Here is a 23774-nt window from a genome sequence, read left to right as displayed (position 1 = left end):
ATCACATAGTATCGATATACGTTCTCGCGATTTTATCGCCGTGGAAAGATGTGGGCTGTCCAACCCCGTGGGAGCACGCCATCATGGCCAAGTCGAAAGTCGCCGCGCTGCAGATCGGTTCGTCCGCCGCCGGCAAAGCGCAAACGCTGGAACAGATTCTCTCGTTCGAAGCGCAGATCCGCGCCTCGGGCGCGAAGCTCGTCGTCATGCCCGAGGCGTTGCTCGGCGGCTACCCGAAGGGAGAAATATTCGGCACGCGTCTGGGCTACCGCCTGCCCGAAGGCCGCGAGGCGTTCGCGCACTACTACGAGAATGCGATCGACGTGCCCGGTGCGGAGACCGAAGCGCTCGCGGAGCTTTCGACGCGTTGCGGCGCATCGCTCGTGATCGGCGTGATCGAGCGGGATGGCAGCACGCTCTTTTGCACCGCGCTGTTCTTCAATCCGGGCGAGGGGCTCGTGGCGAAGCATCGCAAGCTCATGCCGACCGGCACGGAACGGCTCATCTGGGGGCAGGGCGACGGCTCGACGCTGCCCACCGTTCGCACCGAATCCGGCGTAGCGGGTGCGGCAATCTGCTGGGAAAACCACATGCCGCTGTTGCGCACGGCGATGTACGCAAAGGGCGTGCAGATCTGGTGCGCGCCCACTGTGGACGAGCGCGACATCTGGCAGTGCTCCATGCGCCATATCGCGCACGAAGGACGATGCTTCGTGATCAGCGCCTGCCAGGTGCAGCCGTCGCCCGCGGCGCTCGGCGTCGAGGTGCCGGGCTGGGACGAGGACCGGCCGCTCATCAATGGCGGCAGCCTGATCGTCGGGCCGCTCGGAGACGTGCTGGCCGGCCCGCTGCGCGGCGAAGCCGGACTCATCGTCGCCGAGATCGACACCGGAGAACTCACGCGCGCCCGCTACGATTTCGATGTGGTGGGCCACTATGCGCGGCCCGATGTGTTTGCGCTTTCGGTCGATGAACGGCGCAAGCGCACGGTCTCGTTCATCGCCGGGTAACGCGGCGCGAAGTCAAAGGCCCGCCGTCACGCCGAATAATGCCCTTCCGGCCCGTTGCGCAGCGTACGCGCCAGCAGTTCCAGCCCATCTCGCAGCGCCGCGTGGCTGCGCGCGCCACCGAGGCTCAAGCTAATGCGGCGACGGGTGGCCTGGGCGGCGGTCTCGCGTTTTCGCGCAACGACCGGATTGCCTCTCAACAACGCCGTGAAATACGTGAAGCCCTGTGCTCGCCTGCGCTATGGACTTCGTCAATTGGGATCGATCGGCGGCCCCGGAGGGCCCGAGTCCACCTGTCTCATCGGGGCCGCTGGGCCCACTCCCTGTGCCATGTTGCCCGCGCCCTGAGCTGCGATTGAACGCGAGAGGATCTCACGCGCTTCGGCGCTCGACGAATCGACGGTCAGCGCGTGTCCCGCGTTATGCCAGGCGCACACCCACCGCCCATCACGCGCGCAAAGCCGCGCGTAGCCAAGCAGCGAATCGCGCTGATCTTCGCGCGACGTCAATTCGGCCTGCATTTGCAGCGCGGAGCCGTTGCCGGGCTGTTCCGCGAGCGCGGAATTGATCGCGCTGCGCGCGGGCCCGAGGCTGTTCTTGTCGAGACTCGCGCGCGCCATCGCCAGATTTCTCGAGACGCCGGCACGCGCATCGGCGGCGGACTTCGCTGCGGCAAGCTTCTCTGCGTTGGCCTTCGAGGCGGCGACCTTCTCCGCGTTGGCCTTGTCTGCCTTGACCTTCGCTGCAGCTAGCGCGCGCTCTTCGGCAGCGCTCTTGCGCGCGGCAACGCTCGACGGCACGGTCTCCGCGCGAGCCGTCGCGGTACGCGGCGGCTGCGCTTGAGCCGGCATCGGTTGGGGTGCCGGTGCGGGCGGCGCGACATGGGCCACCACAGGCGGCGGCGCTGTATTGACAGCAGGCGGCTTCACGCTGGCGACCGGGGGCGGCACGCTGGCAACGGGAGCAGATGGCGCACTGGCAGCCGGAGGCGGCAACTGCGCGACGGCTACGGGCGGCGCACTGCGCACCGTGTGCGGCTTCGTGTCATGCGCGGCCGATGTGGCCTTGGGTCCGAGGATCGCACCCTCCACGATCTGGGCGCCCAGGGCCGGCTCCCGCTCGGTCCGGTGCGAAATCATGTACGCGGTCAGCAGGAACGCGATCGACACCACGCTGCCAATGGCATAGAAAGGCATCCACGAGCGTTGCGCTCGAGGCGCTTCATCGCGCAGCTCGTAATCGCTGTCGCGCGGCGCACCACTGAAACTGAATGCGGAAGGGTTCCATTCCGTGCGCGCATGGCGCGCGAAACCATCGTGCCATTCGGGCGCGGCGGGTTCGCTTGCCGGCGGCATGCGCGGGCCGGAGGAAAGCTGCTTCGCGCCGCACTGAGGACAGATCATCAGTGGCGCATTAAAGCCGGTCCCGCAGTATGGACATCCCCACGGACCAGACTTGGCGCGGCCAGGTTCGTTGAACATTGCAGGCATGGAAGCTTTGACAGGATGGTTTCGGGTTGGCTACCGGCGACTGGCGCGTCGCAACGGAGGCAACCAGGCGGCACGGATTCGAAGTATCGACTGTAGTCCCTACTGTATTGCGCGGATCGCTGGACGGGTGTAACAAATAGTCGTTTTGAATATGGGCTACTTCGCCGCGAAGTTCAACCGGCAGAATCGGCCAGATGGCGGATTTGGACAGACGGGATTTCGACCCCCGCCGGGGGCCCTCTGGACGTGCCATGATGGCTGCGCCGCGCAGGCAAATGTGCCCGCTCGATGCGTCCCCACGCCGTGACATCTTGATACAGAAATCGCACGGCTCATTGTGGCTAATACGCCATGAACGGAGCGTTCGCCATGCCCGAGCGGGCTGTTCTGGCCTTCGATTTGCGTGCCAAATCGCGATCGCGATGCCGGGGTCCGGTTACGTGCCCTGGTGACGCGAAGGGCCCGCGCCCCGCAGCCTCACGCCTTCAACGCATCCTTGTAGACCCGGCCATCCTTCATGATCAGGCTTAAGTTCTGATCGGGCCTGGCCAGCAGCGTCATGTCCTGAAGCGGGTCGCCCGCCACGACCAGCAGATCCGCGTACGCGCCCTCCTCCAGCACGCCCAGCTTGTGCGGATACGGATTGCGCTCGCCCGCCAGCGCGAGCAACTGCCCGTTCGTGGCCGTGGCCATGCGCAATGCCTCGGCATTCGAATACCAGCGCGTCATGTGCCCGAGCATCGTGCCTTGCCGCGTGGCCAGCGCCTGCGAAAAGATCAAATCCGTGCCGAACGCCACCTTGAGCCCATGCTTGCGCGCGAGCTTGTACATGTTGTCGGTCCCGGCTGTCACCTCGAGAAACTTCTCGCGGCTCGACGGCGCCAACGGCGCAACATCCTCTTCGCTGGTAAACGGTTGCGTACTCAACCATGTGCCGTTCTTCGCCAGAACTTCGGCGGTGCGGTCGTCGATGAGATGTCCGTGCTCGACGCATTGCGCGCCGGCAGCCACCGAGCGCTTCACTGATTCCGGCGTGTAGGCATGCACGAGCACGTAGGTACCCCAGTCGGACGCCGTTTCCACCGCGGCCCTCAGTTGCGGCTCGGTGAACGTGAGCATGTCGAGCGGACTGCGCGGCGTGGAAACGCCGCCGCAGCCCACGATTTTGATCTGTGTGGCGCCCATCATGAACTGCTCGCGCACACGCAGGCGCACTTCGTCGGCCGAATCGGCAATGGCGGCAGCGCCAGTTCGTTCGATCTCGCTGATCTGGCTGCTCGTGCGCGGCACGTCGGTCAGCAGACGAAAGTCGCCGTGGCCGCCCGTCGTGGTGATCATCGCGCCGCAGGGGTAAATGCGCGGACCGCTCAGCATGCCGGCGTCGATGGCCTGCTTCAGGGCGAACGCGGGACCGCCGGCGTCGCGAATGGTCGTGAAGCCGCGCAAGAGCGTGCGCTGGGCCTCCGCGCCCGCGGCCAGGTAGACGAAATTGAGGTCGGACTGAAGGATGGTCGCAATCGGGACCGCGGCGAGAAGCGAATGCCAGTGCATGTCGATGAGGCCCGGCATCATCACCTTGCCGCCGCAGTCGATCACGCGGCCGCCCGACGCGTTCTGCGTGTCAGGCGAGCCCCGCCGCAGCTGCGAGATGCGGTTGCCGTCGACGACGAGGGACATGCCGTCCTGCAGCGCCGCGGACTTGCCGTCGAACAGGCGAAAGTTCGTGAACGTCGTGGGCTGCGCGGGGGCCGCGGCGCCGGGCTGCTGCGCGCTGCTGAACTCGGGCAGCACCGCGCTCAACAGCGATGCGCCCATGCCGATCAGGAAGCCGCGCCGGGCAAGATCGGCGCCGATGCGGCGATTGGCGAACTCCGCGAGCGCCTTGTCGCACAGGCACGCGGAAACCGGGCCGATCGCGTTGCCGCGGCGGTTGATTCTGGAAGCCATAGATCACCTGTGAAGAAGCCCATGCATTTATTCTGCATGCCTGACGACATCGTCCTTCGTCAGCAGCAGCGCCAGCGGCCGTGTGGAGCTGAACGCAGAGAAAATGATCGTGAGCGCCACGGTTCCCGGCACGGCGAGAAAGGCGCCGGGAATGCCCCAGATCGCCGTCCATGTGGCGAGACTCATGAGGATGACCGCGGGGCTCAGATTCAGCGACCCCGCCATCAACCATGGGTCGAGCAGGTTGCCCATCACGAAGTTGATCGCCGAAAGCGCAATGAGCAGCGTGACCGATTCGTTCCACTGGCCGAATTGAAGCGCCGCGAGCAAGGCGGGAAGCGCAACGGAAATGAGCGACCCCGCATAGGGCACGAAGTTGAGCAGCACGATGAGCACGGCGAGCAGCGGCGCGAACTCCAGCCCGACCAGATGCATGCAGATCCAGCTGAGAATGCCGAGCACCACGCCGAGCAGCGCTTTCAACGCCAGATACGTGCCGATCTTCGAATTGATGGCATCGATCACGGGCTCCATGTCCGCCTTGCCACGCATGACCGCGGAAAGCTTGCGGCGGAACCGCCCCATCTCGACCATGAAGAACGCCGTGTACAGCAGAACGACGAGCGTCGTCGCCATGAGCGAAGAGAGCGAGCCGAGCAGCGAGGTGAGCAGCGACTGGACGTTGACGGTCGCGAGCAGCTCGCGGCGGAACGCCGTCCACGAAGCCTCGGTCTCGAGATGAAACAGCGCGGTGATTTTCGCGAGCAGCGCAAGCAGCGTGGCTTCGTACTTCGGCGCCACGGCGAGCATGCGGTCGGTGTCGGAGAGCAGCAGTTCGGTGGCGAGCCAGGCGGCCGCGAGTATGAGCGCGGCGGCGCTCCAGTAGCGCACGCCTGCGCGAATGCGCGTGCCCACGTGGGGCACGCGCCGCAGGATCTCGGCGAGACCGTAGATCACATACGACGTAATGATCGCGAATGCGATCGGCACCAGCACCGGGCGCCCGATGTACAGCACCCACCCCGTGATGACGGCGATGACGGCCACGCAGGTGAACGTGACGAGATCCTGTTTCATGGAGATGCTTTGGATGACGAACCACGTTGCGCAGGTGAGACGTTTGCAAGCGATCGACGCCTCGCCGCGATTATCCGGCCCTCAATAAAGCGTCTTCGGGGCGCGATCGGCGCTACTTCGCAAGACTAGCCGCTTTGACGAAGACGTGCGCGCTGGCTGGCGAGGACTGCCCACAACCGCACCCTGGATTTTCGTTGCGCGCACATCGACTCTTCGAGCGGTCAAAAGATCTCTCCGGCATTTAAGTCACGTTTAAGCAGCAAAAAGTACCTTACGCGCACCTTCACCAATCTCTTCGAAGACCATAGCAATGAGTACCATCAAATATCGGCGCCGGGGCCTGATCGCCGGTGTGGCGGTGGCGCTTGCCGGCGCCTGGGTCGTGAGCCACGAGCACGCCAGCGCGGACGAAAGCGGCATCACGAAAACGACGTTGTCGGCTCCCGTGCCGAAGGCGGACGACGTCAGGGGCGCGGCGCCGAACTTCTCGGCAATCGTCGCGCAGTACGGCCCGGCTGTGGTCCATGTCGAGGTCGTCAAGGAAAACCCGGACTCCGAAGACGGCCATTCGGGCGCCCTGGGCTCGGGCTTCATCGTGAGCCAGGATGGCTACATCCTGACGAACAATCACGTCGTCGAAGGCGCCGACGACGTGACAGTCAAGCTCACCGACGGCCGCAAGTTCCCCGCGCGCGTGATCGGCACCGACAAGGCCGGCGACGTGGCCGTGCTGAAAATCGCCGGCACGGGTTTCCCCACGGTGAAGATCGGCAATCCGGCGAACAGCAAGGTGGGCGACTGGGTCGTTGCGATCGGCTCGCCCTATGGTCTCGACAACACCGTCACTTCGGGCATCATCAGCGCGAAGTCGCGCCAGCTCTCGGAAGATAGCCCGACGCACCTCATCCAGACCGACGTGCCCGTCAACCCGGGCAATTCGGGCGGCCCGCTCTTCAACCTGAACGGCGAAGTCATCGGCATCAATTCGATGATCTATTCGCGCACGGGCGGCTTCCAGGGTCTCTCGTTCGCGATTCCGATCGACGAAGCCATGCACATGAAGGATCAGATCGTGCAGGGCGGCGGCAACGGCAATGGCACCACGCTGGCCCGCAATGCGCACCCGCGTCTCGGCGTCGCCGTGCGCGCGCTCAGCGGCGACGAAGCGCAGCAGATCGGCGTGAACGGCGGCGTGCTCGTCGTGAAAGCGGGCGGCGCGGCAAAGGCCGCCGGCATCAACGCGGGCGACGTGATCGTCGCGGTCAACGGCATCGAGGTGGACAACGTCGAGCAGTTGCAAAGCATGATCGCGCGCGCACGCAGCAACGTATCGATCGTCGTGGCCCGCGACGGCGAGCAAATGACCGCGCAGGTCGAACTCGCGCCGCGTGCCTGATCTCTCGCCGGGTCCGGGCCTGATCTCGCGCGTGCGGATTGCGCGACGATCACGGCCCATGGCTCGCCAGGTAGTCGATACGCTCGACGATGTAGTCGTAGAAGGGGTTCCACGAGAGCCGCGTGAGGAGCCCCGCGCCCACGATCAACGCCCCGGTTTCGCCGCGTACGGACTGGGCGCCCAGATGGATGCCCAGGTCGTCGTCGGGATCGGGGTTGCGGCCGTACAGCGAATCGGTCACCGGAAACGGCAGGGCCACGTGTGAAAGCGAATAGACATCGAGCGGATAGTCGAGCCCCGTCGGTTCGACTTTCGCCGTTGTCCCGTTCGGCGCCGTGCTCTGTTCGACCACCTGCGGCGAGGTGGCGGAGGCGTTGGTGAGCACGGTCAGGCGGTAACGCAGCGGCGGCACGGGCGCGATACGGCGCAGCGCGTCACGCATCGAAGCGCGTAGCAGCGGGCTCCATTGTGCCGTGCGGTTGATGTCGAATAGCACGAGCTCGCTGCCGTTGGCGGGCAGTTGCGCGTACAGCGAACTGACGATCGCGCTCGTGCTCACCGTGAAGTCGAGTACGGACTGGAAGGTGAGCGTGGGCGGCAGCGCCGCCAGTTTGCCGTTGCGCGCCGCGTCCGCCACTTCCTGCTGGATCTTGCGCGTGACTCGCCACGACTGGCGTGCGCCGTTCACCGGAAACGAGTTGTACTTGAACGGATTGAATTCCGGCACGATGTCGAGCCACGCGGCTTTCGCAAACGCGGGCAAGATCGCGGGCAGTGCCGCGAGCCCCGCAAAACGCGCGAAGCGCGTAATGCCGATCATCGGCGAGAGCAGGATCAGGCGGTCCGCTTTCGGCAGGCTCGGGTCGTCCAGCGCCTCGAGCGAGTATTGCAGCGCGAGCGCGCCGCCGTTCGAAAAACCCACGATATGCAGCGGCGCAGGCGCCGGCACGAGGCGCCGCGCTTCGCGCACGGCGAGGCGCGTGGCCGCCTCCCAGTCTTCCGCCGTCACTTCGGTCAGCCCCGAGGGCACGGTGCCGTGCCCCGGCAAGCGCACCGCCACCACGGCGAAACCGTCTTTCTGATAGCGCTGCGCGATGTGCCGCAGGCTATAGGGAGAATCGGTCAGCCCATGCAGCATCACGGCCACGCCGCGCGGCGGACCTTGCGGCATGAGTGTGTACGAGCGGTTCCAGTCGGTGCGAAAGTGCCCCGGGTAAATCGGGCTGCCCGAGAAATAACGATTGGCGGGAACGCGTTCTTCTGCCGGCAGTTTGTCGGTTACGTTCTTCTTCACCGAGTCGAACAGGCGGTTCTCGTTCGCGATGTACTCCTCCCACGTCGCGTGATCGATTTCGTGCGCGTGCATGTCTTCCGGCACATAGGTGTGCCACAGGCTCAACGGCGCCTTGCGCTGCGCGTCGTAGAACCGCACGCCGGCAATGCACACGAATGCGATCAGCACGAAAAGGACAAACCGCTTGATCCAGCGAAGGGCCCACGCACTCGTCAAGAAATTCGCCATGTCCGGTCAATGCCTCGCGAACGGGTGGCCGGCTTTTCCTCGCGCTAGCGCGGGAAAACCGGCCAAATGAGCGGTACCAGCATTACGGTGATCGCGAGCGCCCCGAGGGCAGCCGGCGAACCCACCATGAAAAATTCCCGGAACCGATAGCCGCCAGCCGTGCTGACGAGCGCATTCACGGGTGTCGAGACCGGCGACATATAGGCCGCCGACGCGGCAACCGCCGTCGTCATTGCGAACGGATACGGCGACGCATGCAGGTGCGCCGCCATCGCAAGCACCACGGGCGCCATCAGCACCGCCGTTGCCGTGCCGGAAATCACGGTGCCGATCACGAGCGTCAGCAGGAAGACGGCGCCCAACAGGCCATGCGCGCCCCAGTTGCCGGCCACGCGCAGCACGGCGTCGGCGGCCATGTCGATGCCGCCCGTGCGCTGCAGCGCGATGGAAAACGGCAGCATGCCCACGATCAGCACGAGGCTGCGCCAGTGAATCGCGCGATACGCGCTGTCGAGGCTCACGCAACCGAACGCGCCCATCAGCAGGCACCCGATCAGGCCCGCGAGCACGTTCGGCACGCGCGGCGTGAGCATCATCGCGATGACGAGCGCCATGATGGCGAGCGCGTGCAGCGCCTTGTGCGGCACCGGCACGTAGGCGTCGCTTTCGACCGGCATGGCGAGACACACGATGTCGCGTTCCACCGACTGCATCGAGAAGATGTCGATCCACGGTCCGACCACCAGCAGCGTGTCGCCCACCTTGAGCTGCGTGGCCTGCAGGTCCTGCTCGAGCGCGGCATCGGCGCGGCGCAGGCCGACCACCGTCACGCCGTGCCGGCGCAGCGCCGCGGAGCTGCGCGCGACGTTACCCACGAGCGACGAGTCCGGCGGCACGATGACTTCGGCCATGCCCACATCGTGGCTCTGGTCGGTGAAGTAGGCGCCCGACATGCGGCGCATCGCGAGCGCATGGCGCGCGCAAAACGCCTGCACGTCGAAACTCGCGGATTCCACGTCGAGCAGGAGCACGTCGCCGGGCGCGATGCTGCTGTCCGCGGTTGCGGGCAGCACGGTCGCGCCCATGCGCGCGCGCCGCTCGATCGCGACGACGTGCGCCACGGGGTCGTCGTCGAGCCCGGTGTGGCCGAGCGTCTGCCCCACGAGCGGGGAATCCGCGCCGACTTCCAGGCGAAAGGCGCGCCCTGCGAGCGAATAGCGCGTGACCCAGTCGTTCAGCGAGGGGCGCGTGATCGTCTCGGCGCCACCCGTGCCGCTCAGAAAGCGCCTCGCGAATAGCATCCAGCCGATGCTCGCGGCGAGAATCGGCACGCCCAGCGGCGTGATGGCGAAGAAACTGAAGGGCCGGTAGCCGCGATAGACGAGCGCGCTGTTGATGACGAGATTCGGCGTCGTGGCGACGAGCGTGAGCATGCCGCTCGTGAGCGCGGCCATGCTGACCGGCATGAGCATGCGCGCGCGCGAGACACCCGACTGGCGCGCAATGCGAACGACGATGGGAATGAAGATCGCCACGACGGCCGTCGAGCTCATGACCGAGCCCATGACGCCGACAATGATCATGATCAGCACGACGAGGCGGCGTTCGTTGGAACCGCCGCGCTCGATCAAATAGTCGCCCACGCGCTGGGCGACGCCCGTGCGCGCGAGCGCGTCGCCGAGCACGAAGAGGGCCGCGATGAGCACGATGTTCGGGTCCGAGAAGCCGGCCAGCGCCTCGTTGACCGTCACGATGCCCGCGAGCGACAGCGCGACGATCATGATGAGCGCCACCGCGTCCGCGCGCGGCCGGCCGATCAGGAACATCGCGATCGCGCAGGCCAGACAGGCAACGGTCATCAAAAGGTCGGTAGACATGATTTCGCTTTGCCTGCTGGGCGGGCCTCAGAAACCACTGCTACCGCAAATAGTGCCGGATTTTGAAAACTTACGTTTCAGCGCGGCCTTGAGTCGAACTCGCGCGTCATGCCCGCGACGCCGCCGTTTTGATGCAACGTTTGTAAACGTCGATGCCTTCACGCCTCCCGCAGCGAAACGCGGTTGCGCCCCTGGTGCTTGGCGCGGTACATGGCTTGATCGGCCTGGTCGAGCAGCGAGCGCGCCAGCGCTTCGGGACTCGCGGCGCCGGAGTTCGCCTCGCTGTTCAGCCGGTATGCCGCCACGCCAATCGACACGCTGAGCGCAATGCGTCTGCCCTCGTCGTCGAGCACTTCGAGCGCCTCGACCGCGATCCTGATGCGCTCCGCAACGGCCAGCGCGTCGGGCAGCTCGCACATCAGCAGCGCGACGAACTCTTCGCCGCCGTAGCGCGACACCGTGTCCCCCACGCGCACCTGCTGCTTCAGGCAGGTGCCGATGGCGCCCAGCGCGAGGTCGCCGGTTGCGTGGCCGTGCGTGTCGTTGATCTGCTTGAAATGATCGATGTCGATGAACAGGCACGACATGGGCGCCGCGTGCGAGTTCGCGCGCCGAATCTCGTGATGCAGGCGCTCGTCGAAGTAGCGGCGGTTCGACAGGCCCGTGAGCGGGTCGGTCACGCCGGTCTTGCGCAGATGCTCGCGGTGGGCGACGTTGTCGAGACTCGCCGCCGCGACGCGGCTGAAGCGCGCGAGCAGATCGGTTCCCATGCTGGCGTCGAAGCGAGCGGAGTCATCGCTTGCGAGGCACAGATAGCCGAGCAGCTGGGTGCGGTTCAGAAGCGGCAACACGATCGCGCTGCCGGTTGCGGTGCGCGCGTCGAAAAAGGTCTCGCTCACCGCGGGCTCGAGATCGCTCAGTTCGCTCACGCGGCCAAGCCACGGCTGGCTTCCCGCGCACAGGCGCGACAGCGCGAGGCCGCCCTGGAGCCCGGATCGCAGGTTCGCTTCGAGGTCGGCGCGCCCGCAGCCGGATTCGAGCAGGTCGCGCAGCAGCGGCATGCGCACGTCGAGCCAGAGGCCGGCTGAAGCCAGCCGGAACACCTCGGGCAGATAGACGAATATCCCTTCGAGAAAGGCGCACCAGTCGTGCGCGCCGATCAGGCGCAGCTCCACGTCCTGGAACGACTTCGACGCACGCTCGTTGCGCTGGACGGTTTCGATTAGCGCGGCAAGATCCAGTGAAGGCTGAGTCCCGGGATGTGTCACGATGCATCGAGAATATTCCGAAGCCTGCTATTACGGCAGCCTTGGGACAGACTTGAGCGTGGGACGGCGACAGCCGCACGAGGTCGGGCAAAATAAAAGACCGCTGTCCGTGAGGGCAGCGGTCTTGCTTACGGTAACAGACTGCTGTTATTTGGCCGGAGACGCGGTCGTCGGCTTCGCCAGCGTGTTGTTGCTGCCATACGCGGGGGTGACCGACGTTGCGCTATTGTTCGCGCTCGAGTTGTTCGGCGACGCGGCGCTCATGCCGCTGTCCGAGCTGGTGGCGCCTGGTGTGCCGTAGCCGCTCGTTGCAGTGTTATTGGCAGCGGCGGGCGACACAACGCTCGGGGTTGCCAGCGTATTGTTGCTCTGTGCATACGCACCGCCAGACAGCATGAGTGCGGCGACGGCCGCGATCAGTGTGCTGGTTGTCTTGTTCATGACTCGCTCCTCCTTTGATTGGACTGGAATTCCGGCACAAACGACCCGCGATATTTCTCATTGGGCGGTCGTTATGCGCGGCTCGCGGCGATTAAAATCGCGTAACTGTTCGCAGAGGTGCACGTAAAGCAAATCCCTGCCAGTTCATAACAAGTTTAGGAAAGCGAGCGCGGATAATTAAGCGCATTGTGCGCAACGATATATTTCGTTTTTTGGCAATTACCCGCAATGCCGTAATGGATTCTTGCCGCCACGGTTGAAAATCGGCTTAACGATTTACACCGCATTTTGCGAGACTACGTTTCGCATCCATATTGCGAAAAATCCGGCGCGTTTATTGCGGGCCACATAATCGCCCTGCGCGATTTTCGTTGCATACGCAGGGCGTCGGTGCATGCGCCCGGTTGGGCGCAATGCTGTGTGAGCGATGCTCAGGACTCGTTCGGACGGATCGTCAGCGCGTTCTTGACCGACGTTACGCCTTGCACGCCCTTGGCGACTTCGGTGGCGTGTTCGATCTGCGACTGCTCCGGTACCGAGCCCTGCAGGACCACGGCGCCGTCGCGCACACGCACGGTAATTTTGGCAATGTCGATCTTCTTGTCCTTGGCGAGAGCGGAGCGGATCTTGTGGCTGAGCGCGCGGTTAGCGGCCTTGGCCTGCTTCGATTGCGCCTGCGTCGGGCTGGCTTGTTGCTGGGCAGCGGCAGTCGCGTCGCCCTGCGCATAGGCGTGCAAGGACGCCGCCACGAGAGCCGTCGCCGCGGCCAGCTTGAATACTTGAATAGCCTTCATGCAGTTTCTCCTGTTGTCACAGTCTTGTTGTGGGCCCACGAACGGGCCGTTGCACTACACCATCCACGACTAAGCATTCGCGTACCCAAAACGGCGCGCGACGCAGGGCCGTATTTTGTTGCCGCATCGCGCCCATTTGCGCGAGCGCGCGGCAGATTATAAGAATGTAATGTGCGGCACAGGGCGGGGAAAATGCGGCTGATGCAATGGCTTGATATCGACCGCCGCATGGAGTAGGAACACCGTTTATGGCCACGGGCTTGTGGTCACATCGCCGCCGCCCCCAATTGCGTCCATCAACGATCGAACGACTTCACTGCGCGTTTTCACGGTTGGAAGAAAAATGCAGCCCGTCTCCCGCCGCGCGTGCGCAAAAAAAGGACTGCCGGGCGTCGCGTAATTGCGACGCCCGGCAGCCTTCGGATCCGCGCGAGAGCCGACTTCCTTTTGCTTCGCGCGGCGCGTTTGCGTTCAGGAACCTATCCCCTCGCGCTCGAGCCATGCACGGAACAAGGCGATCCGCTCATCGCCGGACTTCTCGTGCGCCACGTAAGTGCAATAGCTGCGCGACGGCAGACGTGGACCTGCGAACGGGGCGACGAGCCGGCCGGCGGCAAGATCGTCAAAGACCAGCGCAGTGGGCCCCATCGCGACGCCGATTCCGTCGATGGCAGCCTGCAAGGTCAGAAAGAAGTGGTCGAAGGTCAAAACGGCGGCCGGCCTCAGGTCAGGCACCTGCGCGCACGCCAGCCAGTCGGGCCAAAGCCGCGGAAGACTCGAGGTGTGCAGCAACGTGTGCCCTCGCAAGTCGCCAGGCGCGCGCAGCGGCATGCCCCGTAAAAGCGTAGGACTACAGACCGGAAGCCGCTCTTCGGACAAGAACGGCTGCATCGAATAGCCGTAGAAGGTGTCCGGGCCACCCCGGATGATGAGGTCGTAGTCATCTTTCAGACTCTCCAGCGGCTCGTTGGACGTCTCCACCTTGACGTCGACGCCGGGATGCCCGGCGCGGAATTTCGCCAGCCTCGGCACCAGCCAGCGCAGCGTGAATGTCGCGGGCGCGTTCACGGACAGTGTTCGGGAGACCGCTTGCGGCACGCCAAATCTCGCGGTTGCATGCGCGAGCTGTTCGAACAAGGGGCCGACTTCCGCCAGATAAGCCTTCGCTGCCGGCGTCAGCTGCACGCGGCGGTTGTGCCGCTCGAAGAGCGGCGCGCCAAGCCACTCCTCCAGCAAGCGCACGTGCTGGCTCACTGCACCGGGCGTCACGTGAAGTTCCACGGCGGCGTCCTTGAAGCTGCCGAGCCGTCCCGCAGCCTCGAAGGCGCGCAGGGCATTGAGTGGGGGCAATACCGGCTTCATTCGAGAGAGTTTATCTAATGCATATACCCAATTTATCTGGTTTGTTGACCGGTTACAAGATAGTTATCCTTCTTGCCAGACCATTCATGCAACCGTGCCCGCACCCTCATGCTTAGCTATACCGGCGGTATCGTGCTGTTCGCCGCGCTGCTCCACGCGAGCTGGAACGCGATGCTTCATGGCAACCGCGACCGGTTTTTCTCCATGGCGTGGATGAGCAGCGCCATCGGGCTGGCCGCCACGCTTCTCGTCCTGTCCATGCCCTCGCCGGCGCGCGCCTCGTGGCCCTATATCGTCGCGTCGGGGCTCGTGCATATCGTCTATAACGTGAGTCTCGTGCGGTCGTATCGCCGCAACGACCTGGCGCTGGCGTACCCGATCGCCCGAGGCTCGTCGCCGCTGCTCGTCACGCTCGGCGCGGCGCTGTTCGCGCATGAAGCGATCGGACCGTTGCACGGTCTCGGGATCGCGATGATTTCGGGCGGCATCATCGCAATCGCGCTGCAGGGGCGTCACGTGTCGCGCGCGGGTGCGCTCGCCGCGCTGGCGACCGGCGCAACGATCGCGCTCTATACGGTGATCGACGGCATCGGCGTACGGTTGTCCGACGGCCAGCCGTTCAGCTACACCGCATGGATGTTCCTGTCGTATTGGGCGATGCCGGTGCTGTTCGTCGCGCGGCGCGGGCACGCGGCGCTATGGGCGCCGGTACGCGCCGAGCCGCTGTCGATCGCCTCGTCGCTGGCCGGCGGCCTCGTGTCGATCGGTGCATATGGCATCGTCATCTGGGCGCTGCAGTCGGGCGCGATGGGCGCAGTATCGGCGTTGCGCGAGACCAGCGTGGTGTTCGCGGTGCTGATCGGGCGAATGTTTTTGCGGGAAACGGTGAGTGGAGCGCGCTGGCTTGCCTGCGTGGTCGTCGCGGCCGGTTCGGTTTGTCTCGGGATCTGACATGATTTCACGCACGTCGTTTGCTACCCGTGCGTCATCGACGTCACAAACGACATAAAGCAACCTCGCACGCAACTGAGCGCAAAGGAGCGCCCCATGCTTACCCATGTCGAAACCGAACTGCTCGACATCGCCTATGACGAACAGGGCGACGCGAACGGATGGCCGGTCGTCCTGCTGCACGGCTTTCCCTATGACATCCATGCATACGACGAGGTGACGCCACGCCTGATTTCCGAGGGCGCCCGCGTCATCGTCCCCTACCTGCGGGGATACGGCCCAACGCGCTTCCTTTCGCCCACGACACTGCGCTCAGGCCAGCAGGCGGCACTTGGCGCCGACCTGCTGGCGCTGCTCGACGCCCTCGAGATCGAGCGGGCCATCCTCAGCGGATACGATTGGGGCGGCCGGGCGGCGTGCATCGTGGCGGCGCTCTACCCGTCGAGAGCGCGGGGCCTGGTTTCGGTCAACGGCTACAACATCCAGGATATCGCCGCTGCCGTGCAGCCGGCCGACCCCGAAAAGGAACACCGCATGTGGTACCAGTACTACCTGCATGGCGAGCGCGGCAGGGCTGGATTGACCGAAAAACGCCGCGCGTTCTGCCGTCTCCTGTGGTCGCTCTGGTCGCCGACCTGGCGCTTCGACGACGACATCTACGCGCGCACGGCAGCGTCGTTCGACAATCCCGAATTCGTCGACGTCGTGGTCCATTCTTACCGTCACCGTTTCGGACTGGTCGAAGGCGATCCCCGCTTCGACGACATCGAGCGCCGCCTCGCCGCCTCGCCGCCGATCGCCGTGCCCACGATCACGCTCGACGGCGATGCCGACGGTGTCCAGCCTCCCGGCGTACGAGAGACCCGCTCGAAGCGCTTCAGCGGGCGCCATGAGAACCGCATCGTGCCGAATGCAGGCCATAACCTTCCGCAGGAGGCGCCAGACGCGTTCGCCGCAGCGATTCTCGACATCAACGCGTGGACCGGTTGACGCCGCGTCCTTGCGCAACACGCTTGATCAGCGAAGGAGAAACCAACGATGGGCGATACCAGCCAATGGGCAGGCCAATGCCATTGCGGCGCGGTGCGTTTTGTGGCGACGCTCAGCGACGGCCTCAACTCGATCCGCCGCTGCAACTGCTCCTACTGCCGTATGCGAGGCGCGGTCATTGTCGCCGCCGAAATGGGTGGGATCGAGTTCCTGCAGGGCAAAGAGGTGCTAACGAGCTATCGCTTCAACACCGGAGCGGCGCAGCACTTCTTCTGTTCCCGCTGCGGAATCGCCACCCATCTTCAACGGCGCTCGAACCCGAACCTGTACGGCGTGAACGTGGCTTGCCTCGACGGCGTCAGCCCATTCGATTTCGCCGAGGTCCCTGTCATGGACGGCGTGAATCATCCAAACGATACCGGCGGGCCGGCGCGCCTCGCCGGCACCTTGCGCTTCATTGCGGCTGACTGAAGCCGCATGGCCATCACACGCCTTGCTTGTTATAATTCGCTCACGCGAACGAAACAAATCTAACGTTCGCCGGAACGCAGCACACTCCGGCGCAGCACCCACTCCATGGCCAAAACCGACCGGCTGCGCGCCCTTGCCGACGCGCTCGCAAAACACAACGTCATGCATCTGCGCGATGCAGCCAGCGCGCTGGGTGTCTCCGAAATGACCGTGCGGCGAGACATCGCCGCGAATCCCGAGCGTTTCACGTATCTGGGCGGCTATATCGTGAGCGCGCAGGACGTGCCCAATACCGCCGGCTACTCGCTCGAACACGAAAAGGATCACTTTGCGCAGGCCAAGGCGCAAGCGTCCGCGCACGCGGCGCGGCTCATCGCGCACAACGACACCGTGTTCATCGACTGCGGCACGACGCTTGCCGCACTCGCGCGGCTCATCCCCTCCCAGTTGCAGATCACGGCGGTGTGCTATTCGCTCAACGTGGCCGAGATTCTGCGGCGCATGCCCAACGTGCGCATGATCTTGCTGGGGGGCGTGTATGTGCCGTCGTCGGACTCGTTTGCCGGCGAGGAGAGCCTGGAAACGCTGCGCCGCATGGGCATCAACAAGGCGTTTATTTCAGCGGGCGGCGTGGACGCCGCGCGCGGCGTCACATGCTGGAACTTCCACGAAGTGGCGCTCAAGCAGGCCGCGATGGCCAGCGCCGTGGAAAGCCATCTCGTTGTGGACGCCAGCAAATACGGCATCGTGAAGGCGTGGCGCTTTTCGCAGGTGGACGACTTCAACTCCGTCATCACCGAGAAAGGCCAGACGCTGCGCAAGCACAGCGCGTAAGCGGCGACCGGCCGCGCAGTGCCGGCCGCACCAATGGCCCGCCGGCTCAGCCGCGCCGGCGCAGCGCGAACAGCGTGCCGGCCACCAGAATGAACGCGCCGACAATCACCTTCTGCCAGGTGCTCGGCACGCCCACGAGAATGAGCACGTTGTTGATGAGCGTAACGAGCGCCACGCCGAGCAGCGTGCCCACGACCGTGCCGCTGCCGCCCGTGATGCGCGCGCCGCCCAGGATCACTGCCGCGATCACGTCGAGTTCCGAGCCCACGAGGTCGAACGGATTGGCCAGGCGGTTGTTCGCCACGTGCAAAATACCCGCCACGCCGGCGAGAAAACCCGTATAGCCGAACACGAACAGGCGGATCGCGCGCAGGTTGAAGCCGAGCCGCTCCGCAATCGCCGTGCTGCCGCCCATGGCGTAGACGCCGCGCCCCATCATCGTGCGGTTGAGCAGCCACCACGTGAGAAGCGCGCCTGCCACGAGTGCGATCGCGGAAACCGGCAGCACCGCGTTGAGCCCGTCGGCGGTCTTGTAGGCGATGAGCGGAATGCGTCCGAAGCGGTCCATGCTGTGCGGGATGTTCATGAAGAACGTCGTGCCCACGAAGGTGAGCAGCAGCCCGCGATAGAGGTACTGCGTGCCGATCGTCACGATCAGCGAGGGCGCCTGCAGCCGGTGCACGAGCATGCCGTTGACGACGCCGAGCACGATGCCGCCCGCGGCGCCCGTGAGCAGAATGAGCGCGAACGGCGCATCGGGCCACCACGCGAACACGGCTTTCGTGATCGAGTACATCGTGAGCGCGCCGATCGCCGTGAACGAGACGTCGATGCCGCCCGACGCCAGCACGACGAGCGTGCCGAGCGCAAACAGCGACGTGATCGTGGCCGAGTGCAGCAGGTCGAACAGCGTGGCCCACTGGAAAAACCGCGGGTTGATGGAAGCGACGATCACGCAGGTAATGACGATCAGCGTGGCCGTGAACCATTCGGGGTTGCGGGCGAGCTTCGCGCGCCAGTTGAGCGGTACGCTCTGGCGCGCGACTTCGACGGTGTTGGACGACGTGCTCATTGTCTGATTCATGCTCATGCGGTGTCCGGCAAAACGTTACGCGGAATTCAGGCTGCCTCTGCAAGCAGCGCGCGGTACAGCTCGGCCTCGGTCAGGCCGTCGGCGTGATGCTCTTCAGCAAGACGGCCCTTACGCATCATCAGCACGCGGTCGCAGTTCTGCAGCAGCTCGGGCAGGTCGTCGCTCACGAGCAGAATGCCGATGCCGCGCTGCGAGAGCCGCTGCATGATGCGATAGATGATGTCCTTCGAGCCGACGTCCACACCCACGGTCGGTCCGTGCAGGATCAGCACGTGCGGGTCGATGGCGAGCCAGCGGCCAATCAGCACGCGCTGCTGGTTGCCGCCCGACAGCGACTGCACGGCCTTGTCCACATCGGGCGTGGCGATCTGCAATTCCTTCACGGTGTTTTCGGCCAGCGCACGTGCGCGCGTGCGGTCGATCTGGCCGAAGCGGTCGCGCAGGCTCGCGATCATCGCCGTGATCACGTTGTCGCGAATCGGCTTGTCGAGGAAGAGGCCTTCATTCAGGCGGTCTTCCGGCACGTAGCCAATGCGCTCCCGCCTCGCGTCACCCGGCGTCGAAAGCTTGATCGCGCGGCCTTCGAGCACGATCTCGCCCGCATCGGCGGGCGCGACGCCCGCAAGCGCGCGCGCGAGTTCGTTGCGGCCCGAATCGAGCAGGCCCGTCACCCCGAGAATCTCGCCGCGATGCAGCTTGAACGACACGTCGCTGAACAGGCCCGCGCGGCCAAGGCCGCGAACGTCGAGCAGCACGTCCGCTTCAGCCGCAGCGTTGCGGTAGCGTTCGGTGGAAAGCTCGCGGCCCGTCATCAGTTCGCTCAACTGCGCCTTGGTGTAATTCGCGATCGGGCCTTGCGTCACTTTCTGGCCGTCGCGCAGCACGATCACTTCGCCGCCGATCGCATAGCACTCGTCGAGCTTGTGGCTCACGAACAGCACGGTTACGCCCTGCGCGCGCAACTGGCCGAGCACGGCGATGAGGTTGGTCACTTCCTTTTGCGTGAGCGAGGTCGTGGGCTCGTCCATGATGACGAACTTCGCCTCGCTCGCAATGGCGCGCGCGATGGCCACGAGCTGGCGCGTGGCGAGCGGCAGTTGCTCGATGAGCGTCGCCTGAAAGTCGGCGTCGCCGGGCAGACCCACGGCTTTCAGCGCGCGCTCGGCCGTGCGGGCGAGTTCGCGGCGGTCGAAGGTGCGCGCGAGACGTCCAGCATGCTCAGCGAGTTCGGTGGTGAGCCCGACGTTCTCCGCCACGCTCATGTTGGGCAGCAGCGAAAGATCCTGGTACACGGTCTCGATGCCCGCCGCGAGCGATTCGAGCGGCGTGAGCCGCGCGTGGCGCGCGCCGTCGATCACCAGTTCGCCCTCGTCGGGCGGCTGCGCGCCGGAGATGATCTTGATGAGCGTGCTCTTGCCGCACCCGTTCTCGCCGAGCAGGTGATAGATCTGCCCGCGCTCGAACGCGAGCGTCACGCCGCGCAAGGCGTGCACGCCCGTGAAGCGCTTGTGCACGCCGAGCACCTGCAATAACGGTTCTGAAGCCATGTCGTCTCTTCGTTACGTTACGGCGAAGCGCGCGCCCGGCTCCATGGCCGTTGCGCGCGCCACCTTCTCCCGATCAGAAGTTGTATTGCTTGTAGTTCGACTTGTCCACGCTCACCCAGCCCTGGCCGCGCACGATGATGCCCTTGCCCGGACCCTTCGACACCGTGACCTTCTCGTAGCCCGGCAGGCCGAGGTTCGCGCCGTTCTCCACCGTCTTGCCGTCGATCAGCATCATCGCTATCTTGTTCATGGCGATGCCCGCCAGCTTCGGATCCCAGAATGCAATGCCGTTGATCGCGCCGCTTTCGAGGTATTTGCCGGCCTCGGTCGGCAAGCCGGTGCCATACACGCAGATCTTGCCCTGCAGGCCCGCTTCCTCGACCGCACGGCCAATGCCGATCACGTCGAGCGACGACGAGCCCTGGAAGCCCTTGATGTCCGGATGCTTGCGCAGCACTTCCTTGGCCACTTCATAGGCGTGCTCGCCGTCGTTGTTGGTCTCGAGGTTCGTCTCGACGAGCTGCATCTTCGGGAACTTCTTCTTCGCGTTGTCGATGCCGCCATTGGCCCACTGAACCTGCGAGCGGCTGCCGAGCGAGCCGACCATCGTCGCCCACTTGCCTTCGTCGTGCATGCACGAGGCGAGGCGGTCGTTGAGCGCGGCGCCGTAGGCGGAATTGTCGAACGCCTCGACGTCGACCATCGTGTTCTTTTCGTTGTCGGCTTCGTGCGTGACGACCTTGATGCCGCGGTCCATCGCCTTCTTGAGGGCCGGTTCGAGCGTGGGCGGGTCATACGGCACGACGGCGATCGCGCTCACTTTCTTCGCGATCAGGTCGTCGATGATCTTCAGTTGCTGCGCGGCGTCCGCGCGGCCCGGCCCCGTCTGGTAGACCGAAACGTTCGGGTTGCCCTTGCCGAACTCCTTGACGCCGTCGTCCATGCGGTTGAACCAGCTGATGCCGGTCACCTTCACCACTGTGACGATGGTCGGGTTCTCCGCCGCGTACGCCACGGCCGCCATGCCGGCGGCGAGTGCACACGCCGTGATTGCCACGCTGAGTCGCTTGATCTTCATGTGATGTCTCCGTTTTTTATTAGCCGATTAGCCGTCGCCCCGAAAGAGATGGCGGCGGACCTCCGAGGCTCGAGGCCCGCCTGCTGCACGGTTGCGCCGGTCAGCCCGAGGTCCGCCCTTTGCCAGCAGACGTGGAGCCGCCCAGACCGAAAATTGCGCGTACCCGCTCGCCGCCCGCGAACGCGAGCGAAAGCAACAACAGGAAGCCCCAGGCGCAGTCGCCGAAAAACTGCGAAACGCCCATCAGATTGAAGAGGCTCGAAAGGAATTGCAGCACCGTTGCGGCGAAGAACACGCAGATGATGCGTCCATAGCCGCCCGCCGGATTCACCCCGCCCATCACCGCAATGAGAATGGCGATCAGCAGATACGAATTGCCGTAGTCCCATTTCGCGCTGAGCGTGTGCGAAACACTCACGAGCCCCGCGAGCGAAGCGAGCACGCCGCACATCGCGTAGGTCATGATCAGCATGCGTGCGCGCGGAATGCCGGCATAGAACGCCGCGCGCTGGTTCGTGCCCATGAGGTAGAGGCGCAGCCCGAATGGCGTGCGCCTGAGCAGCCACCCCAGCAGCGCGACCACCGCCACGAACAGCAGGAACGAGATCGGCACCTGGAAGAACGTGCCGTTGCTGATATCGGCGAGCGGCTCGACGTAATCCACGTGCACGGAGGCGCCGTTGCTCAGCGCCACCGCGAAGCCCGTGAACAGCAGTTGCGTGCCGAGCGTGCAGAGAATCGGCGTGAGCCCGAGGCGCGCAATGACCACGCCATTGAGCAGGCCGCCGACAAGGCCCATGCACAAGACGATCACGCAGAAGAGCGCCGTATACAGCACGGGCGAGTCGTCGCCGCTCACGAAGCGCGGCACGACCAGCGCGGCGATCATGCCGGAAAGATTCGCGAGCCCCACGCCGGAGAGGTCGATGCCGCCGTTGCCCGACAGCATGGAGAGCATGATGCCGAGCGCGAGCAGCGCGACTTCGGGCAGTTGCGCGCCCATCGACTGCAGGTTGTCGATGCCGACGAACTGCCCGCGCGACACCCAGACCGCGACCAGCACGACCAGCAGGTTCACGGCCAGCAGGAAGTTCAACTGCCGGTCGCCGAACCATTTGGCAAAGAGTGCAGACTTCATGGACCTCATCCTTTGCGGTGTGTTTTCACCCGGCAACGCTCAATGCGCACCGGCGTTCGCCGTGCGCGCGAGCATGGCGTCGACTTCTTCCTTGCGCGGCATGGAGGGCGCGGTGCCCGCGCGCGTAACGGAAATGCCCGCCAGCGCGCAGCCAAAGCGCGTGGCCGTGAGCGCGTCGTCGCCGCGCGCGAGCGCCGCCGCGAAGCCGCCCGTGAAGCCGTCGCCCGCGCCCGCCGTTTCGACTACCGGGCCGCAATGGAAGGCGGGAAGCAGCACCGATGCATCGCGCGTATGGAGCAGCGCGCCGGCTTCGCCCAGCGTCACGATGACGGCGCCCGCGCCCTTGGCGAGCAGCACGTCGGCGGCGCGGCGCGCGTCGTCGGCATTGCGGATCTCGATGCCGGTGAGCGCCTGCGCCTCGGTCTCATTGGGCGTGACGTAGTCGCACAGCGGGAAGATGTCGTCGGGCAGCGCCATGGCGGGCGCCGGATTGAACACCGTCTTCACGCCATGCCGGCGCGCGAGTTCGAGGCCGCGCCGCGCCGCCGCGAGCGGTTGCTCCAGCTGCGTGACGAATACCTGGGAGGCCGCAATATCGGCTTCGATCGCTTCGGCGTCGCCGGGCTCCATCGTGCCCGCTGCACCCGCTGCGACGATGATCGCGTTCATGCCCGTCGTGTCGTCCACGAAGATGTGCGCCGCGCCCGTGGCCAGCCCGTCCACCGCCCGAGTGCGCGCCGTGATGCCTTCGGCGGCCCACGTCGCACGCGCGATGTCGCCGAACGCGTCGTTGCCCACGCGCGTGCAGAACACCACCTGCGCGCCCGCGCGCGCGGCGGCCACGGCCTGGTTCGAGCCCTTGCCGCCTGGCCCCATCGCGAATGCCGATCCGGCGAGCGTCTCGCCGATCATCGGCATGCGGCTCGCGCGGAACGCGAGATCGGTCACATAAATGCCGAGAATGACGACACGTCCGCTCATTGGCCGTGCTCCTGCGCGCGCGGCGCGTCGGGTGCGAGCAGCACGCCTTTGGTGAACACGAAGCAGCCATAGCCGCGCGTTTCGCCCGTAGCGATCACACAGTAGGCCTTGCGGGCGCGCGCATAGAACGCATGACGCTCGATGGGCGCGAACGGCACGGCGCGGCCTTCCGCGGCGTCGACCTCGGCCTGCGCTTCGTGCTGCACGGCGGGAATCGTGTCGGGTTCGCCCACCACTTCCATGCGCATGGCCGGGGCCTCGACAAACGTGTCGAGCGGCAGCACGGAGAGGATCGCGCGCACGGCGCGGGGCGCATCGGCACCGTCGATGCGCAGGAGCTTGCCGAGCACCGTGGCGCGCGCAACCGAGTCGGCGGGAAAGTTGGCGTCGCAAACGACGAGTTCGTCGCCGTGGCCCATCGCGCGCAGCGCTTGCAGGACATCGGCGTTCAGAAGCGGGTCGAGATTCTTCAGCATTTTTTGTCTCCTCCGGTATGGGCCTGGCGTCTCT

21 protein-coding genes are annotated in these 23774 nt (G+C 65.3%); 6 read left to right on the top strand and 15 right to left on the bottom strand.

Annotation, left to right across the window (positions count from 1 at the left end):
- The first annotated feature begins 83 nt into the window (after positions 1-83).
- Positions 84-1010 (top strand): carbon-nitrogen hydrolase family protein, encoded by a 927-nt coding sequence (locus tag C7411_RS04750; RefSeq protein WP_110383866.1) that lies wholly within the window; start codon positions 84-86, stop codon positions 1008-1010.
- A gap of 248 nt (positions 1011-1258) precedes the next feature.
- Here the strand turns inward: C7411_RS04750 and C7411_RS04745 are convergent, their stop codons facing one another.
- The 3 genes from C7411_RS04745 to C7411_RS04735 all read right to left on the bottom strand — a co-directional run bounded on the left by C7411_RS04745 (position 1259) and on the right by C7411_RS04735 (position 5521).
- Positions 1259-2410 carry a hypothetical protein gene (locus C7411_RS04745; protein ID WP_110383867.1) on the bottom strand — a complete coding sequence of 384 codons (1152 nt, stop codon included), beginning with the start codon at positions 2408-2410 and terminating at the stop codon, positions 1259-1261.
- Between the two features lie 564 nt (positions 2411-2974).
- A complete protein-coding gene (locus C7411_RS04740; protein ID WP_243413046.1) occupies positions 2975-4444 on the bottom strand; it encodes a metal-dependent hydrolase family protein in 1470 nt (489 codons plus the stop codon).
- 27 nt (positions 4445-4471) lie between these two features.
- Complete coding sequence (locus C7411_RS04735) at positions 4472-5521, bottom strand: AI-2E family transporter (protein WP_110383868.1); 1050 nt, start codon at positions 5519-5521, stop codon at positions 4472-4474.
- A gap of 310 nt (positions 5522-5831) precedes the next feature.
- Between C7411_RS04735 and C7411_RS04730 the strand changes: the two genes are divergently transcribed.
- Complete coding sequence (locus tag C7411_RS04730) at positions 5832-6917, top strand: S1C family serine protease (RefSeq protein WP_110383869.1); 1086 nt, start codon at positions 5832-5834, stop codon at positions 6915-6917.
- A gap of 49 nt (positions 6918-6966) precedes the next feature.
- Here C7411_RS04730 and C7411_RS04725 read toward each other — a convergent pair whose 3' ends face one another.
- The 6 genes from C7411_RS04725 to gcvA form a co-directional block, all read right to left on the bottom strand.
- Positions 6967-8439 (bottom strand): alpha/beta hydrolase, encoded by a 1473-nt coding sequence (locus tag C7411_RS04725; RefSeq protein WP_110383870.1) that lies wholly within the window; start codon positions 8437-8439, stop codon positions 6967-6969.
- Positions 8440-8483: 44 nt separating this feature from the next.
- Positions 8484-10316, bottom strand: a complete 1833-nt coding sequence (locus C7411_RS04720; protein WP_110383871.1) for an SLC13 family permease — start codon at positions 10314-10316, stop codon at positions 8484-8486.
- A 158-nt stretch (positions 10317-10474) separates the two neighbouring features.
- Positions 10475-11584 (bottom strand): GGDEF domain-containing protein, encoded by a 1110-nt coding sequence (locus tag C7411_RS04715; RefSeq protein ID WP_110383872.1) that lies wholly within the window; start codon positions 11582-11584, stop codon positions 10475-10477.
- A gap of 147 nt (positions 11585-11731) precedes the next feature.
- Positions 11732-12025 carry a hypothetical protein gene (locus tag C7411_RS04710; protein WP_110383873.1) on the bottom strand — a complete coding sequence of 98 codons (294 nt, stop codon included), beginning with the start codon at positions 12023-12025 and terminating at the stop codon, positions 11732-11734.
- A gap of 431 nt (positions 12026-12456) precedes the next feature.
- Positions 12457-12819 (bottom strand): BON domain-containing protein, encoded by a 363-nt coding sequence (locus C7411_RS04705; protein WP_110383874.1) that lies wholly within the window; start codon positions 12817-12819, stop codon positions 12457-12459.
- A 471-nt stretch (positions 12820-13290) separates the two neighbouring features.
- Complete coding sequence (gene gcvA, locus C7411_RS04700) at positions 13291-14181, bottom strand: transcriptional regulator GcvA (protein ID WP_110383875.1); 891 nt, start codon at positions 14179-14181, stop codon at positions 13291-13293.
- 108 nt (positions 14182-14289) lie between these two features.
- Here gcvA and C7411_RS04695 point away from each other — a divergent pair, with 108 nt between their 5' ends.
- The 4 genes from C7411_RS04695 (at position 14290) to C7411_RS04680 (ending at position 17427) form a co-directional block, all read left to right on the top strand.
- The gene (locus C7411_RS04695) at positions 14290-15132 is read left to right on the top strand and encodes a DMT family transporter (protein WP_110383876.1); all 843 of its coding nucleotides are present in this window, start codon (positions 14290-14292) and stop codon (positions 15130-15132) included.
- 96 nt (positions 15133-15228) lie between these two features.
- Entirely contained in the window at positions 15229-16122 is an 894-nt protein-coding gene (locus tag C7411_RS04690; protein WP_110383877.1) for an alpha/beta fold hydrolase, read from the top strand.
- A 48-nt stretch (positions 16123-16170) separates the two neighbouring features.
- The gene (locus tag C7411_RS04685; protein ID WP_110383878.1) at positions 16171-16593 is read left to right on the top strand and encodes a GFA family protein; all 423 of its coding nucleotides are present in this window, start codon (positions 16171-16173) and stop codon (positions 16591-16593) included.
- 105 nt (positions 16594-16698) lie between these two features.
- The gene (locus tag C7411_RS04680) at positions 16699-17427 is read left to right on the top strand and encodes a DeoR/GlpR family DNA-binding transcription regulator (protein WP_110383879.1); all 729 of its coding nucleotides are present in this window, start codon (positions 16699-16701) and stop codon (positions 17425-17427) included.
- 46 nt (positions 17428-17473) lie between these two features.
- Here the strand turns inward: C7411_RS04680 and C7411_RS04675 are convergent, their stop codons facing one another.
- From C7411_RS04675 to C7411_RS04650, 6 genes are all read right to left on the bottom strand, one after another.
- Entirely contained in the window at positions 17474-18511 is a 1038-nt protein-coding gene (locus C7411_RS04675) for an ABC transporter permease (protein WP_373682575.1), read from the bottom strand.
- A gap of 35 nt (positions 18512-18546) precedes the next feature.
- On the bottom strand, positions 18547-20067 hold the full coding sequence (locus C7411_RS04670) for a sugar ABC transporter ATP-binding protein (RefSeq protein ID WP_110383881.1): 1521 nt from the start codon (positions 20065-20067) through the stop codon (positions 18547-18549).
- A 73-nt stretch (positions 20068-20140) separates the two neighbouring features.
- Complete coding sequence (locus C7411_RS04665; protein ID WP_110383882.1) at positions 20141-21145, bottom strand: autoinducer 2 ABC transporter substrate-binding protein; 1005 nt, start codon at positions 21143-21145, stop codon at positions 20141-20143.
- Between the two features lie 100 nt (positions 21146-21245).
- Complete coding sequence (locus C7411_RS04660; protein ID WP_110383883.1) at positions 21246-22283, bottom strand: ABC transporter permease; 1038 nt, start codon at positions 22281-22283, stop codon at positions 21246-21248.
- Positions 22284-22322: 39 nt separating this feature from the next.
- Positions 22323-23264: a ribokinase gene (rbsK, locus tag C7411_RS04655; RefSeq protein WP_110383884.1), complete on the bottom strand. Its 942-nt coding sequence runs from the start codon at positions 23262-23264 to the stop codon at positions 22323-22325.
- Positions 23261-23740, bottom strand: a complete 480-nt coding sequence (locus C7411_RS04650; RefSeq protein ID WP_110383885.1) for an RbsD/FucU family protein — start codon at positions 23738-23740, stop codon at positions 23261-23263. The genes rbsK and C7411_RS04650 overlap by 4 nt, the downstream gene beginning before the upstream one ends.
- Positions 23741-23774 lie beyond the last annotated feature (34 nt).

The organism is Paraburkholderia silvatlantica (assembly GCF_003096715.1).
GTDB lineage: Bacteria > Pseudomonadota > Gammaproteobacteria > Burkholderiales > Burkholderiaceae > Paraburkholderia > Paraburkholderia silvatlantica.
This window is presented reverse-complemented; position numbering and strand designations above follow the sequence as displayed.

What these genes read in the sequence shown, in the direction of transcription:
- C7411_RS04750 (WP_110383866.1), top strand. Translation starts at nt 84, where the DNA reads ATGGCCAAGTCGAAAGTCGCCGCGCTGCAGATCGGTTCGTCCGCCGCC.
- C7411_RS04745 (WP_110383867.1), bottom strand. Translation starts at nt 2,410, where the DNA reads ATGATCTGTCCTCAGTGCGGCGCGAAGCAGCTTTCCTCCGGCCCGCGC.
- C7411_RS04740 (WP_243413046.1), bottom strand. Translation starts at nt 4,444, where the DNA reads ATGGCTTCCAGAATCAACCGCCGCGGCAACGCGATCGGCCCGGTTTCC.
- C7411_RS04735 (WP_110383868.1), bottom strand. Translation starts at nt 5,521, where the DNA reads ATGAAACAGGATCTCGTCACGTTCACCTGCGTGGCCGTCATCGCCGTC.
- C7411_RS04730 (WP_110383869.1), top strand. Translation starts at nt 5,832, where the DNA reads ATGAGTACCATCAAATATCGGCGCCGGGGCCTGATCGCCGGTGTGGCG.
- C7411_RS04725 (WP_110383870.1), bottom strand. Translation starts at nt 8,439, where the DNA reads ATGGCGAATTTCTTGACGAGTGCGTGGGCCCTTCGCTGGATCAAGCGG.
- C7411_RS04720 (WP_110383871.1), bottom strand. Translation starts at nt 10,316, where the DNA reads ATGTCTACCGACCTTTTGATGACCGTTGCCTGTCTGGCCTGCGCGATC.
- C7411_RS04710 (WP_110383873.1), bottom strand. Translation starts at nt 12,025, where the DNA reads ATGAACAAGACAACCAGCACACTGATCGCGGCCGTCGCCGCACTCATG.
- C7411_RS04705 (WP_110383874.1), bottom strand. Translation starts at nt 12,819, where the DNA reads ATGAAGGCTATTCAAGTATTCAAGCTGGCCGCGGCGACGGCTCTCGTG.
- gcvA (WP_110383875.1), bottom strand. Translation starts at nt 14,181, where the DNA reads ATGAAGCCGGTATTGCCCCCACTCAATGCCCTGCGCGCCTTCGAGGCT.
- C7411_RS04695 (WP_110383876.1), top strand. Translation starts at nt 14,290, where the DNA reads ATGCTTAGCTATACCGGCGGTATCGTGCTGTTCGCCGCGCTGCTCCAC.
- C7411_RS04690 (WP_110383877.1), top strand. Translation starts at nt 15,229, where the DNA reads ATGCTTACCCATGTCGAAACCGAACTGCTCGACATCGCCTATGACGAA.
- C7411_RS04685 (WP_110383878.1), top strand. Translation starts at nt 16,171, where the DNA reads ATGGGCGATACCAGCCAATGGGCAGGCCAATGCCATTGCGGCGCGGTG.
- C7411_RS04680 (WP_110383879.1), top strand. Translation starts at nt 16,699, where the DNA reads ATGGCCAAAACCGACCGGCTGCGCGCCCTTGCCGACGCGCTCGCAAAA.
- C7411_RS04675 (WP_373682575.1), bottom strand. Translation starts at nt 18,511, where the DNA reads ATGAATCAGACAATGAGCACGTCGTCCAACACCGTCGAAGTCGCGCGC.
- C7411_RS04670 (WP_110383881.1), bottom strand. Translation starts at nt 20,067, where the DNA reads ATGGCTTCAGAACCGTTATTGCAGGTGCTCGGCGTGCACAAGCGCTTC.
- C7411_RS04665 (WP_110383882.1), bottom strand. Translation starts at nt 21,145, where the DNA reads ATGAAGATCAAGCGACTCAGCGTGGCAATCACGGCGTGTGCACTCGCC.
- C7411_RS04660 (WP_110383883.1), bottom strand. Translation starts at nt 22,283, where the DNA reads ATGAAGTCTGCACTCTTTGCCAAATGGTTCGGCGACCGGCAGTTGAAC.
- rbsK (WP_110383884.1), bottom strand. Translation starts at nt 23,264, where the DNA reads ATGAGCGGACGTGTCGTCATTCTCGGCATTTATGTGACCGATCTCGCG.
- C7411_RS04650 (WP_110383885.1), bottom strand. Translation starts at nt 23,740, where the DNA reads ATGCTGAAGAATCTCGACCCGCTTCTGAACGCCGATGTCCTGCAAGCG.